The organism is Bradyrhizobium sp. SZCCHNRI3043 (assembly GCF_032377735.1).
In the GTDB taxonomy this organism is placed as follows: Bacteria; Pseudomonadota; Alphaproteobacteria; order Rhizobiales; family Xanthobacteraceae; genus Bradyrhizobium.
Map to the genome: position 1 here is coordinate 1 of NZ_JAUHID010000008.1, position 12,769 is coordinate 12,769.

The following is a 12,769-nucleotide window of genomic DNA, read 5'->3' on the forward strand; positions in this document are numbered from 1 at the left end:
TATTGAGTTCGAAGCCGCGTTCGCGCAAAACAAGGCACGATAGTCGTCGTGGCAACCCCACTGTCACAGAAATTATCGTGTCTCACTTCAGGGGTGCAGTCCACCGCTGCTCCAGACAGAGCCATTGCGGTCGCAAGATCAAGCTGGGGATTTGCACTCTCCCAATCCAAGATCGGCGAATAGCCAATTAACGCAGCGCCGACGGCTACGGGAGTAAATGACATCACGTCGGCATGGCGACCGCGCATCCTTGGATCAACTGAACCTGGAACGTTCAACGCACAATTCAAGATCGGAAACAGTGACCTGGAGCTATCCACTGCGCTAAGCCTAATAGGGATCGCAGGCTGGCATTGCCCGTCAATCAAGAATGCCTTTGCCAGCTTCGTCCGATAGAAGTTATGCAGCGAAGTTGCGTTGACATCGAGGACAAACGACAACACAGTCGAAATCAAGACTGCTCCCGCTGTAAATAATGCGGCTGATACAGAACCCGCTACCTGAAACGCTCTGTACGCCAACGCTTCTGCCACAGCGAGCGACAGAATACTTACGATCGTCAGAATCGCAGGCCGAAAAAGACTCATGCGATCAAATGCGGCACCGAGGACGACGAAAATTGAGCCGACAATCGTCCAAACGACGATCAATCGCTCGACACCTAACGGTTCGAACAGCAGCAGATCAATTAAGCGGTGAAAGCCGCCTAATCCAACCCAAACGGGCGGCACCAAGAACAACGCGCCAATGAGTGCCATCCAATTCGCTTCGCCAGCTAACGATTGGCCCGACCAGCCGCGCAGCAGCGGCACCGCTATGAAGAGCCCGATAAGCCCCATCGAAGAGTACAGCGCGATCTTGTGCCAAATCCCGTCTGGAATCTCCGAGCGAAGCAAGTAATCACCGAAGGCAACAACAGAAATTAGAGATAAGACAACGACGAGCGTCAGGAAGATACCTTGAGCCTGCGCCATTGCGAGCGCGAAGCGTTCCCAGACCGACCCAGATAGATAGCTCGCGCCCTGCCGAATCTTGCGCAGTAGTGCAGTTTCGCCTTCCATTCTTCTGAAAGGCAAGTCAGTTGCTCGAAGGCTTAAGTTATTCTCAGGCACAGCCATCCCAAGCAGCTGCGTCAAGAACGATCCAGCATAGCCTCCACCTGAAACAGTCGAAAGGTAGTCAAACTGCGGGAGAAGGCCTCGCCTTGAAAGAGCGACCATGACTCCCATCGCAAAGGTTGCGCTTCTAATTCCACCTCCAGAAAGCGCCAAACCGGCGGCCCAGTCTCGATCTTCAACGCCGTAGTACCTTCGCCGTTTTCGTACTCTATCTTCCTCCGCTTTGCTTAGGGACGACCGATCACCATGTGCAATTTCACCGAATGGCCGCCATCCCACGGGCCGTTCCATTTCCAACCTGACGGCCCGGTTTATTGATCGGTTCTCGATCGACGCTGCTAGCCCTTCGCAATTCCGGATGGAATTCAACAGACCATCAAGTCCAACTAGGCTCTTTTGAACGACTTGAAGCTCAGCGCGAAAGATGTCGCTGCCGTCCAAAGCATCGAGATCTCCCGACTCACTTCTTACGTGCCATCTCGCTGTGAATGGCCTGACACGCGTATTCAAAACATGCCACACGATAGTCTCGAACACTTGGCAGTCCGGCTCTTGCTGTGCAATTGCTCTCGCACGACCGAAAAGTTCGAAGATGCTCGCGAGCGCTCGCCTCTCAACCCCATTCGAATACCCAAGCGGTTGAGTTGCTACCCTTGAGATGAGCTCGATGTGGAATATGTGCGCTGCCACCTTATCCGCATTGGACGGACGCCAAGGGCGACCACCAAAGCGGTCAAGAAAGTCGGCGTCAACAATGCTCACAAATTCCGAGTTCGAGGCCGCGAAATGCTGCCGCCACGTGATGCTCGAACTTGACGAATTCAATCCATGCCCCCGCTTGCTAATATACAGGCGAATTGTGGGACGCCCGCCAACGCCCGGTCGGCGCCCACAGCTTGTCGCTGGCATGCAATTCTCGACTCAACTTCTCCTTGTGTAAATAGAAATATGTGTCAAATTAAAACTATATGAATAAAGGATTCCCTTGCTAGAGAAGTACCCATTGTCATGGAAAAGCTCACTAAGAACGTTTTCATAAGTCACATCCACGAAGACGATGCAGGCCTCGGGAAGCTGAAGGATCTCTTGGCCAAGAACGGCATGGAGATTCGAGACTCGTCAATAAACTCCAACAACCCCAACAACGCTAAGAGCGAGGATTACATCAAGAACCAGATACTCGCACCTCAGATAAATTGGGCCGGTACACTGGTGGTTTACGTCTCCCCACAGACCAAAGACAGTGATTGGGTCAACTGGGAAATCGAATATGCCGCCCAGCAGGGAAAGCATATAGTTGGCGTCTGGGAGTTCGGCGCTCAGGAATGCGAGCTACCGGCGGCCCTACTTGAGTACGGTGACGCCATGGTCGGCTGGCACGGCAGCTCGATTGTCGATGCGATCGTGTCGGGGAAGGACGGGTGGGAAAAGCCGGACGGCAGTCCCAAGGACGCCGTTTCGTTAAAGCGCCATCCTTGCTGAGGGGAATTCATGCCCCTACACACATATATCGTCCGCTACGACAGCGGCTTTGCTCCGAATCCATTCTACGGCTTTTGTACTCTTGCAACTTGCAAACCAAAGATCCGCAAGTACGCGACTATCGGAGATTGGTTGCTTGGGACCGGCAGCGGCGAGAAGAAAATCGGACGAGCGGGAACGCTCGTCTACGCCATGCGAATAACCGAAGCTTTGTCATTCGACGAATACGATGCCGATGCGCGTTTTCTTAAGAAGAAGCCGTACCGAACGGGTAGCCGCAAGCAGAGCTGTGGAGACAACATATATTTTCGTGAGACCTCGCCAGGACCATGGAAGCAGCGCGACTCGTTTCACAGTTTGCCCGATGGCCGCCCCAACCCCAAACACATTGGCCGTGACACTAGCGTGAATCGAGTTCTAATCAGCGATCACTTTATCTATTTCGGAGGAGACGGCCCTAGCGTACCGACCGGCCTGAAGGACAGGCGCGGGAGAGGCATCGTTCATGCAAGCGTCGGACAGTCTCGCTTCGACGATCCTCACCTCTTGGAAGAGTTTGAGCTCTGGATCCAGTCCCTCGGCAATTTGGGGTATCGAAGCCCTCCGTATGAGTGGCTTGATCTTAGAACTAAGACGTAGCTCAGTTCGTTGGAGGAGGCTTGAGCATGGAGACAAGCGCAATGGGCCTCAACGAGTATCAGCTTCGTGCCTCGGAGACTGATAGATTTGCGGAAAAGGGACCGACGTTACCCACGCTCGGACTTGTCGGAGAGATCGGAAGCCTTCTCAGCGAAGTTAAGAAGAAGCAACGCGACACAGCGGCATACGTAAATTACGAGAGCGCGGTCTTGGAGGAATTGGGCGATACCCTCTGGTATCTTGCTACAATTGCTCGAATTTACGACATTCCCTTAGCTTCCCTATTTGACGAGGCGCAGGCCGGAGTGAAGACTGGCGATGATGTGCGCTTCTCGTCATTGCAGCCTCAGCATGTATTAAGATTGAATACTCCAGCCGCGCAGTTTGAACGAACGTTGCTTAATCTCGCGGCCGCTGGTGGCACCCTAGCTGGTGGAATTGTAGGAGGCTCACACGAAACTAGCAGACAGGCAATAGCGACTCAATTGCGAAGGATCTTCGATCTGCTTATTCTCGCATCGGACGAGGCGAGCGTGACGCTCGAGGCAGCGGCGTCGATAAGTCTAACAAAGGCAAATGATCGCTGGCCGAGAGAGAGGATTTATCCAGCACTATTTGATGATGTCTTCCCCGAGGAGGAGCGGCTGCCGCGATCGCTTTCCATCGACATCTATGAGCGCGAAGCGGCGAACGGCAAACGATACGTACTGCAGCGCTGCAACGACCTATTCATCGGAGACAGATTAACTGATAATATCATGCTGCCCGATGACTATCGGTTCCATGATGTATTCCATTACGCCTATGCTGCTGTTCTGGGCTGGTCGCCAGTGATGCGCGCTCTACTGCGGCGAAAGCGGAAGAGCGAGACGCGCGTCGACGAAGGCGAAGACGGCGCGCGTGCCGTCCTCATTGAGGAAGGAGTAGCTTCGTATGTTTTCGGCGTTGCGAAAGATTTTGACTTTTTCGATGGCCAGAAGCCCGGCGATTTAAGTTTTACCTTCTTGAAGAACGTCCGACAGTTCGTGCGCGGCTACGAAGTCGATCGATTGCCCCTTTGGCTATGGGAGGAAGCTATCCTTCAAGGCAACAAGGCGTTTAGATTTTTGCGTATCCACCGCCGTGGAACTTTGCATGTTGACCTGATAAAGCGCTCGATGACCATCGAGGGCCTATCTACATGAATTCGGCAATGTTTGTGAAGGAACTCGCCGGCTTGCGATTCGAGGATGTGTTCAACCCATATTCCGAGCGATGCAAGGAATTTGATCGCCATGACGCGCCGCGAATTAGACAGAAAAACCTGCGACTTGTTATCGACAAGGCACTTCAGACATCAGTTGATACGTTGTGGATTGCTCGCGATCTCGGGTATCGTGGAGGACGCCGAACTGGTCTTGCTCTGACAGATGAAGCCCATCTCCATGATCATTCCCATCTTTATGGAGATCTGCCGCTGGAGAGAGCGACGAAGGGTCCCGTTGTTGTCGAAAGAACGGCAAAGGTTATCTGGCACACCTTAAAGCTGATAGATCGGCCGATCTTCCTATGGAACGTCTTTCCCCTTCATCCCCACGAGGCGAATGATCCTCGGTCAAATAGATGCCATACTCGCCTTGAACGAGAAGTCTGTCGGCCTCTCCTAGTGAGACTCATCGCAGGCCTACGGCCGAAACTCGTAGTAGCGATCGGCCGCGATGCCGAACAGGCATTGGCCGACATGGGAATCGCCGCAAGTGGGGTTCGGCACCCTAGCTACGGTGGACAATCGGATTTCATCAAAGGCATTTGCTCAATTTATGGATTGCGATCGGATATCGTCGAAGCGCAGAAGTCCATGTTTTCTGACGGACTTTTGTAATAGTTCCGATCCCGGAACAACGACTGTCTTTAACTAACCGATCTACTAATGCAGCTCCACCTTCGCCTTCTTCGCCAGGTGGTCGCCGAGGAATCGCACGTCCCAATTGGTCAGCCGCACGCAGCCATGCGACTCTGACTTGCCGACCTTGGACGGCTCGGCGGTGCCGTGGATGCCGTAGCCGATGCCGACCGACAGGCCGATCCAATAGGCGCCGACCGGGTTGTTCGGGCCGGGCTTGATGGTGAACGGCTTGCGCGCCTTCACACCCTTGAACTTGTAGTCGGGGTTATAGCGGTAGTTCGGGTTGGCATCGATCGAGATCACCTTGAAGCTGCCGACCGGCGTCGGCTTCTCTTCGCTGCCGACCGTGGCGGGAAACACCGCCACCAGCTTGCCGTCCCGGTCGAACGCCTGCACGGTGCCGGCGTCCTTGCTGATGTCGAGCCGCATGATTTTCGGCGCGGCGTCGTCCGGCTTCATCACATTGGCGACGGAGATCTGCTCGCCCTCCTTGTCGAAGCCGGCCTTCGGATTGAGCGCCGACAGCAGCGCTTCGCTCATGTGGAATTTCTCGGCCAGCGCCTCGCGCGGCGAGGTGTAGCCGAGCGCCGGCAGGTCCTTCATGTCCTCCATGTGCTGCGGCAGCTTCTTCAGGAACGGCCCTTTCACATCGTCGCGGGTGATCGTGTAGGAGACGATGGCAGGCGCCTGGTCGCCGCGCAGCAACGCATCCCACAGCTCGGGCGTCAGCTTCGCATCACCGGCAAGGCCCTGATCGCCCACAAGCCCCTTGGCGCGCGCGAATGCGGCGAGCGCCTTGCGCGCATTGTCGCCGAAGCGGCCGTCGATCTCGCCCGGCGAGACGCGCGCGCGATCGAGCAGCACCTGGGCGCGGATCGCCACTGGGTCCATCTTCTCCTCGGCCGGCGGCCGCTTGCGCAGCTCGGCACCGTTGACGGCGTCGGCGGTGAGCTCGGCGGAGACCGCAGGCGTGACGACGACGGCGCAGAGCAGAAGCGGTATCCAGGGCCGAAGCATGAGCGTGAGTCCCAAGTGGAGATGGCTGACATCGGCAGCGTCAACGTGGACGCTGCCGAGAAGTTCGGGGGGCGTCGGCTGAACGTCGCGGCGTCCTGGCGCGACTACCAGGGACGCGGGTCGGCTGGCCCGGCGGCGGCGCGTCTGCTATCTCGACCACGGCCGTTGAATGAATGGGTTTTCGCGAGGATCGGTTTCGCATGGGACATGCCGCAATTGCCGCCACGATGCGCCGGATGCCGATGCTCGCCGCCGCCGGCCTGCTGGCGATGATCCAGGCTGCGGCGGCGGCCGAGGACACCGCGCCGAGGGGCGCCGCGGTCAGCGTGCTCAAGGCGACCAAGGCCTGCTTCGACAACACCGTCGAGGTGTCCGGCATGGTGCTGGCGCGCGACGAGACCGCGGTCAGGCCCGACCGTCCCGGACTGAAGGTCGCGGAGGTGCTGGTCGATGCCGGCGACACCGTCACGGCCGGACAGAACCTGGCGCGGCTGACGCCGCCGGAGGGCGGCACGATCATGATCCAGGCGCCGGTGGCGGGCACCATCCTGTCGTCGAGCGCCACCATCGGCGCGTTCGCCTCCGGCCGCGGCGAGGCGCTGTTCTCCATTCTCGCCCGCAATGAATATGATCTCGTCGGCCTGGTGCCGAGCGCGCAGCTCGCCAAGCTCGCGGTCAACCAGACGGCGCGGATTCGCATCGTCGGGGCCGGCGAGGTCGAAGGCAAGATTCGAAGGGTCGCGCCGACCGTCGAGCCGAACAGCCAGCTCGGCCAGGCCTTCATCGGCATCAACGGCACGGCGCGGCTGCTGGTGAATTCGTTCGGGCGCGCCGTGATCAAGATCGGCCAGAGCTGCGGCGTCGCGGTGCCGCTGACCGCCGTGCTGTACGACCCGGACGGCACGGTGGTGCAGGTGGTCCGCGCCCAGCGCATCGAGACCAAGCGGGTCGAGATCGGCCTGATGGCCGGCGGCCAGGTCGAGATCCGCGACGGCCTGGCCGAGGGCGACGTCGTGGTCACCCGCGCCGGCGCGCTGCTGCGCGAAGGCGACCCGGTGCGGCCGGTGATGGCGAGCAATTGAGCGACGCAACGTCGCAGGGTCTGAGGGGCACGCGGCCCCACCCTCCCCTGGAGGGGGAGGGTCGTCGCGCGGCGCGTCAGCGACGTGCGACGGGGTGGGGTGGAGCCACGGATGACGGTGCAAGTGGAGAGATCACCCACCCCGCCACACGGTTCGCTTCGCTCGCCGTGAGGCGACCCTCCCCCTCCAGGAGAGGATGGGAGACCGCCGAGAGGGCGGAGCATCTCAGGAGCGGGACAGGCTAAGCTCAGCTGCCGGCGTTCGCGACGTCGGCGCTGAAGCGGATGTCCTCGACCAGCGAGGACGACACGGTCGGCACCTGCTCGCCGTCGGAGCTGCGCGCGATGGCGTTGCGGGTCTTGTTGAACACGGCCTCGGCGCTCGGGCTCTTGCCGAGCTGATTGAGCAGCTCGCCGACCAGCACGCTGTTCTGGCCCTTCGGATCGTCCAGCACCTTGCCGGGCGTCGCCGACGACAGGATCAGCGCATTGGCAGGCGCATTGATCGGCGCCAGGCCGTGCGAATAGGCGCGGAAGCGGCGCTCATAGGGATTGCGGCGCGCGGCGTCGATCACGACCAGCTTGGCGCGCGCACCCTGCTCGCGGACCGTATCGAGCAGGCCCTCGATGCTGGTGCCGTCGCGGCGCACGTCGGCCTCCTTCCAGATCTTGGCATCGACCGGGATCATGTAGCTCTCGCGTCCCGCCTGGATGGCGTAGCCGCCGAAGAACAGCATCACGACCGAGTCGGGCTTGATCCTGGCCTTGAGGCGCTCGACCGCGCGGATCATGTCGTCCTTGTTGGCATCCTCGACGACATCGACGTCGAAGCCGTCGCGGCGCAGCGCGCCGGTCAGCGCCCGGGCATCGTTGATCGGCTGGACGAGCGGCGCATTCGCATCGGGGTAATGACCATTGCCGATGACCAGCGCGAGGCGCGCGCCGTTGCCGGTCGCCACGCTGCTCTGCTCGGAGGCTGCCGCTTTGGGCGCCTCGAGCGAACGCTTGTTGAGGGCAGCATGCGCACCGATCGCGAGCGACACCGTGCAGAGAAGCGCGGCGGCGATCACGGCCGATCGGCGGGAGAGAGAAGGCTGCCTTGCGGTCATCACGTCAATCCTGGTCCGAGCCTGCCCAAGCGTGACCCAAGGGGCGCACCCTTTGGTCGCGCTGGCGCCTCTGAGGTTTGAGGGGTTGCGAGACGATGTGTCGTCGAATTGCGCGCAATTTGCGGCACCGCAACGAGGAAAGGCTTAACCCGAACCCGCATCCCAAGCAACATCGGAACAGCCTTGACTTTTCAAGCACTTGAAGAGAAACGCAAATTTAACCATGGCGCCGATCTCCAAAGGGCCCTGGGCGGACCGCCGGGAGGCCATATTGCCGCCCAATCCGCCTCGCGCCGTGACCGCCGTCACGTTGTCTTTGGCCGTCCAGCGTGTCAGTTTGACCCATGCATGCGCGTGACGCGCCGTTGCCGGGCGTTTCGAGCAGCGCATGCCGTTCGTCCCGCCTCCGACAACCTGCGAGTCCTCGCTTGAGTTTCCAGTATTTCGCCGGCGCGGCCTGCCGCGCACTGACGGCCCGGAAGGATGGGCCCTCGCTGTACGAGGTCTGCGATCCCATCCTGCGCCGGCCCGGCAGCGGCGACCCGCATCTGTCGAAATTCTACCGGACCGCGCTGGGGAACCCCGCGCTGCGCGCATTGCTGCGCCGTGCCGGCCTGCCCGAGTTGAACGATCCCGCTGTTCTCAATGCGCTGCGCGACGCGCTGGTTCTCGCCCGCGACAATCCGACGCCGGACTGGGAGCAGGTCGGCCGCCCGATCGCCGATCTGGTCGACAGCGTCGCCTTGCATCACCCTGCCCCGCCGCGCCGGACCGCGGCGGCGGCCATGCCGCCGGAAGGCGAGATCGACCGCGTGATCCGGGCCTGTGGCGCCGACCTGCTCGGCTCGTTCAGCCGCAATGGCTTCATCCCGACCTATGCCGCCTTCAACCTGATCGGCGATCCCGACATGAAGGGCCGCGAGGTCAAGATGGCGCTGCAGGGGCTGGACGCGCGCGGCTACAAGAACTCGACGTTGCTGTTCAACCTCGCCCGCGTCTTCATCGCGCGCTCGCCGGCGGCGGCCGTCATCAATCCGCCGTGGCGCGGCATCGCCGAGCCGATGTGGGAGCCGGTGCAGATCCGCCACCGCTCGGCCTATTACGACGCGTTCTTCACCGAGGCGCTGCTGAGCTATCTGGAGACCGGCCTCGCCTCGTCGGAGCAGACGACCGCGGCGCGCACGGCGATTTCGGCCATGGTCGAGTTCTGCCTGACCGTCAGCCGCGAGGAGGTGCGCGGCGCCGACGGCAAGAGCTACAATGTCGTCACCGCGCTGGCGCCGCCGCCGCATCCGCGCTTCTCGCGCTTCTTCACCCAGATCAAGCAGGACCTCGGCTTCGGCGTCTACGTGCCGGATTGCGACACCACGGCGTGCTCGTTCTCGGCGGCGACGCAGGCCGGCTCGGACGATCCGATGCTGAACCAGCCGCTGCTGGATTTCTATGCCGGCTATCAGGTGCGCGCCGGCGGCAATGAGCCGCGCGTGACGGTGCCGATCAACGACAACATCGACTATGAAGGCGGCGTCGCGACCTGGATCGACAGTCTGGCCGGCGAGCGGCCCTACGGCAACGATCTCGATCCGACGCTGAACCTCGACGTGCTCGAAGTGTCGTTCCGCAACCTCGCACGCTGGCAGATCCTGGAGACGCAAGCCCGGCTCGACGTCGTCAGGCGAATCGTCGGCTTCCAGCAGCGGCTGGTGCTGAGCGGCGCCTTCGCCGACCCGCGCGCGCACATCTATTATCTGCCGGAGCTGTATTGCGCCTATTTCGGCCGCTGCTACCACGCCTTCATGGCACTGCCGCCCGCCGCGCGGCGGGCGATCGATCCCGACGGCGCGTTCGAGCTCATACGTCTGCGCGTGCTCGGCTATGTCGAGGACGAGCTGATCGGCCGCGAGATGAACCCGTTCGACGCCGCGCTGGCGCTGATTGCGCTCGGCCATCTCGGCGGCGCTGCGGCGAGCTTCGCGCCCGCGGTGCATTGCATCGTGACGTCGTTCGGCGAGGGCGGCCGGCGGCATCCGTACCGCGCCTATGAATGGAACAAGATGAAGACCCCGACCCGCATCCTGGTCGGCGGCCCCGAGGTGACATCCGCCTTCGTGCTGATGGGCCTGGCGCTGGCGCGAAGGGTCGTGGTGCGGTGAGGCCGAAGCTCTGTGTCGACGGTGTCGGTCCACTCCCCTCCCCCTTGCGGGGAGGGGAGCGCACGACCGTTGTTGTGATAGCTTGAGTCGAAACGTCCCCACCATCGCGTGAAGTTGAGCGGGTCAGGCAATCACGGCGCTGGAACAACCGGGCGATCCGCCGCACAATTGCCTCAGCCCTCCCATCCCCAAGGACGATCCGCGCCCGTTCATGTCGATGAAACCAGCCCTGCTCGCGCTCCTGCTGCTGCTGCCGTCCGTCGCGTCCGCGGCCGACATCGCCGGGATTCCCAAGGTCCGTGAGGCCGATGGGATCACGATCGGGACCACCCGCATCCGGCTCGGCGGCATCGACGCGCCCGCCGTCGATCAGCTCTGCCTGAACAAGAACGGCGAGCGCTGGACCTGCGGCGTGGCCGCGCGTGACGAACTGATCAAGCACGCCGACGGCAAGAGCTGGACCTGTCATCCGCGTTCGATCGATCGCCGCGGTCGCCAGGTGGCGCGCTGCGACGTCGACGGCGAGGACATCCAGAAATGGCTGGTGCGCAGCGGCTGGGCGCTGGCCTATCGCACCATCTCGCACGATTACGAGCCCGACGAGGCGGAGGCGCGGGCCGCCAAGGCCGGCATGTGGCAGGGCGCATTCATCGCGCCGTGGGACTGGCGGGTGCGCAACAAGAAGACCACGATCCTCGGCGCCACCAAGCCGCCGGACAGCGCGAAAGCCATCCTGCTCGCCTCGGCCTCGGGACCGGTCGCTCCGTCGCCCGACTGCACCATCAAGGGCAACGTCAACGGCGCCGGCGAGTGCATCTATCACACGCCGAAGAGCCGTTGGTACGCTCAGATCAAGATGCACGTCGCCAAGGGCACGCGCTGGTTCTGCTCGGTCGAGGAGGCCGAGGCCGCCGGCTGCCGCGAGACGAGGCGCTGACGGCCTGACGCGCCGGCCTGCCGGGGCATGCCAGCCCCCCGGCTTCTCCGGCTTTTCTTAATGCGCCGCGCCACGTAAAACGACCATGGGCCAGCCGTGTGCGAGAGCCCGCCACCACCCTCAACCGCCAAACCACATCGCCGAGGACACTGACAATGACCGTTCGCGCGGGCCGGGAGTTTCTGGCCATCCCGGGACCCACCACGATGCCGGACGAGGTGCTGCAGGCGATGCACCGCCCGGCGCTCGACATCTACTCCAAGCAGATGGTCGAGCTGACCGACGGCATCATGTCCGATCTCGGCCGCCTGTTCGCGACCAAGGGCAAGACCTACATCTACATCGCCAACGGCCATGGCGCCTGGGAGGCCGTGCTCTCCAACGTGCTGTCGCGCGGCGACAAGCTGCTGGTGCTGGAGAGCGGCCGCTTCGCGATCGGCTGGGGCCATGCGGCGCGCGCGATGGGCGCCGAGGTCGAGGTTCTCAGGGGCGACTGGCGCCGCGCGGTGCGCCCGGCCGAGGTCGAGGCGCGGCTGCGCGCCGACAAGGAGCACACCATCAAGGCCATCGTGGTGGCGCAGATCGACACCGCCTCGGGCGTCGTCAACGATGTCGAGGCGATCGGCCGCGCCATCAAGGCCGCGGGCCATCCGGCGCTCTATATGGTCGACACCGTCGCCTCGCTCGGCTGCATGCCGTTCGAGATGGATGCCTGGGGCATCGACGTCGCGATGTCCGGCTCGCAGAAGGGCCTGATGACGCCGCCCGGTCTCGGCTTCGTCGCGGCGAACGCGCGCGCACTCGAGGCACACAAGCGCGCCAACATGCGCACGCCCTATTGGGACTGGAGCGAGCGCGAGGGCGCCGAGCACTATCGCAAATATGGCGGCACCGCCCCGGTTCATCTGTTGTTCGCGCTGCGCCAGGCGATGGACATGCTGTTCGCCGAGGGGCTACCGCACGCCTTCCGGCGCCATGCGCTGCTCGCCGAGGCCGTGCGTCGCGCCGTGGCGAAGTGGAGCGAGGGCCAGGTGATCGGCTTCAATATCGCAGACGCCGCGGAGCGTTCCAACACCGTGACCACGGTGCTGGTCGGCGGCGGCTATGATCCGGCCGTACTGCAGACCTACTGCAAGGAGCAGTGCGGCGTCGTGCTCGGCACCGGGATCGGCGACCTCCAGGGCCAGGCGTTCCGCATCGCCCATATGGGCCATGTCAACGCGCCGATGGTGCTGGGCACGCTCGGCGTGATCGAAATGGCGCTGGTGGCGTTGAAGATTCCGCATGGCCGCGGCGGCCTCGACGCCGCGATCCAATGGCTCGGCGAGAGCGTGACCCCGTAAAGGAC

General features: G+C 62.2%; 11 protein-coding genes. 8 read left to right on the plus strand and 3 right to left on the minus strand.

Annotated features, from left to right (window positions below):
• On the minus strand, positions 1 to 2,027 hold a 2,027-nt coding region (locus QX124_RS17650; RefSeq protein WP_315797838.1), incomplete at its 3' end, for a patatin-like phospholipase family protein.
• 99 nt (positions 2,028 to 2,126) lie between these two features.
• On the opposite strand from QX124_RS17650, the gene QX124_RS17655 reads away from it, so the two are divergent.
• Genes QX124_RS17655 through QX124_RS17670 form a run of 4 tightly spaced genes read left to right on the plus strand, consistent with a single transcriptional unit; the run spans position 2,127 to position 5,100 of the window.
• Positions 2,127 to 2,600 (plus strand): TIR domain-containing protein, encoded by a 474-nt coding sequence (locus QX124_RS17655; RefSeq protein WP_315797839.1) that lies wholly within the window; start codon positions 2,127 to 2,129, stop codon positions 2,598 to 2,600.
• A gap of 9 nt (positions 2,601 to 2,609) precedes the next feature.
• Entirely contained in the window at positions 2,610 to 3,239 is a 630-nt protein-coding gene (locus QX124_RS17660; protein ID WP_315797840.1) for a hypothetical protein, read from the plus strand.
• A gap of 26 nt (positions 3,240 to 3,265) precedes the next feature.
• The gene (locus QX124_RS17665; protein ID WP_315797841.1) at positions 3,266 to 4,423 is read left to right on the plus strand and encodes a nucleoside triphosphate pyrophosphohydrolase family protein; all 1,158 of its coding nucleotides are present in this window, start codon (positions 3,266 to 3,268) and stop codon (positions 4,421 to 4,423) included.
• 8 nt (positions 4,424 to 4,431) lie between these two features.
• Entirely contained in the window at positions 4,432 to 5,100 is a 669-nt protein-coding gene (locus QX124_RS17670) for a uracil-DNA glycosylase (protein ID WP_315797842.1), read from the plus strand.
• 45 nt (positions 5,101 to 5,145) lie between these two features.
• Here the strand turns inward: QX124_RS17670 and QX124_RS17675 are convergent, their stop codons facing one another.
• A complete protein-coding gene (locus QX124_RS17675; protein ID WP_315777221.1) occupies positions 5,146 to 6,141 on the minus strand; it encodes a L,D-transpeptidase family protein in 996 nt (331 codons plus the stop codon).
• 200 nt (positions 6,142 to 6,341) lie between these two features.
• Here QX124_RS17675 and QX124_RS17680 point away from each other — a divergent pair, with 200 nt between their 5' ends.
• Complete coding sequence (locus QX124_RS17680; RefSeq protein ID WP_315740774.1) at positions 6,342 to 7,223, plus strand: efflux RND transporter periplasmic adaptor subunit; 882 nt, start codon at positions 6,342 to 6,344, stop codon at positions 7,221 to 7,223.
• A gap of 247 nt (positions 7,224 to 7,470) precedes the next feature.
• On the opposite strand, the gene QX124_RS17685 is transcribed toward QX124_RS17680, so the two are convergent.
• The gene (locus QX124_RS17685; protein WP_315740775.1) at positions 7,471 to 8,331 is read right to left on the minus strand and encodes a caspase family protein; all 861 of its coding nucleotides are present in this window, start codon (positions 8,329 to 8,331) and stop codon (positions 7,471 to 7,473) included.
• A 428-nt stretch (positions 8,332 to 8,759) separates the two neighbouring features.
• Here QX124_RS17685 and QX124_RS17690 point away from each other — a divergent pair, with 428 nt between their 5' ends.
• The 3 genes from QX124_RS17690 (at position 8,760) to QX124_RS17700 (ending at position 12,764) form a co-directional block, all read left to right on the plus strand.
• A complete protein-coding gene (locus QX124_RS17690) occupies positions 8,760 to 10,484 on the plus strand; it encodes a hypothetical protein (protein ID WP_315797843.1) in 1,725 nt (574 codons plus the stop codon).
• Between the two features lie 211 nt (positions 10,485 to 10,695).
• Complete coding sequence (locus QX124_RS17695) at positions 10,696 to 11,421, plus strand: thermonuclease family protein (RefSeq protein WP_315773911.1); 726 nt, start codon at positions 10,696 to 10,698, stop codon at positions 11,419 to 11,421.
• A 155-nt stretch (positions 11,422 to 11,576) separates the two neighbouring features.
• On the plus strand, positions 11,577 to 12,764 hold the full coding sequence (locus tag QX124_RS17700; RefSeq protein WP_315740778.1) for a pyridoxal-phosphate-dependent aminotransferase family protein: 1,188 nt from the start codon (positions 11,577 to 11,579) through the stop codon (positions 12,762 to 12,764).
• The last annotated feature ends 5 nt before the right edge of the window (positions 12,765 to 12,769 follow it).

What these genes read in the sequence shown, in the direction of transcription:
- QX124_RS17695 (WP_315773911.1), top strand. Translation starts at nt 10,696, where the DNA reads ATGTCGATGAAACCAGCCCTGCTCGCGCTCCTGCTGCTGCTGCCGTCC.
- QX124_RS17700 (WP_315740778.1), top strand. Translation starts at nt 11,577, where the DNA reads ATGACCGTTCGCGCGGGCCGGGAGTTTCTGGCCATCCCGGGACCCACC.
- QX124_RS17660 (WP_315797840.1), top strand. Translation starts at nt 2,610, where the DNA reads ATGCCCCTACACACATATATCGTCCGCTACGACAGCGGCTTTGCTCCG.
- QX124_RS17655 (WP_315797839.1), top strand. Translation starts at nt 2,127, where the DNA reads ATGGAAAAGCTCACTAAGAACGTTTTCATAAGTCACATCCACGAAGAC.
- QX124_RS17670 (WP_315797842.1), top strand. Translation starts at nt 4,432, where the DNA reads ATGTTTGTGAAGGAACTCGCCGGCTTGCGATTCGAGGATGTGTTCAAC.
- QX124_RS17685 (WP_315740775.1), bottom strand. Translation starts at nt 8,331, where the DNA reads ATGACCGCAAGGCAGCCTTCTCTCTCCCGCCGATCGGCCGTGATCGCC.
- QX124_RS17675 (WP_315777221.1), bottom strand. Translation starts at nt 6,141, where the DNA reads ATGCTTCGGCCCTGGATACCGCTTCTGCTCTGCGCCGTCGTCGTCACG.
- QX124_RS17680 (WP_315740774.1), top strand. Translation starts at nt 6,342, where the DNA reads ATGGGACATGCCGCAATTGCCGCCACGATGCGCCGGATGCCGATGCTC.
- QX124_RS17665 (WP_315797841.1), top strand. Translation starts at nt 3,266, where the DNA reads ATGGAGACAAGCGCAATGGGCCTCAACGAGTATCAGCTTCGTGCCTCG.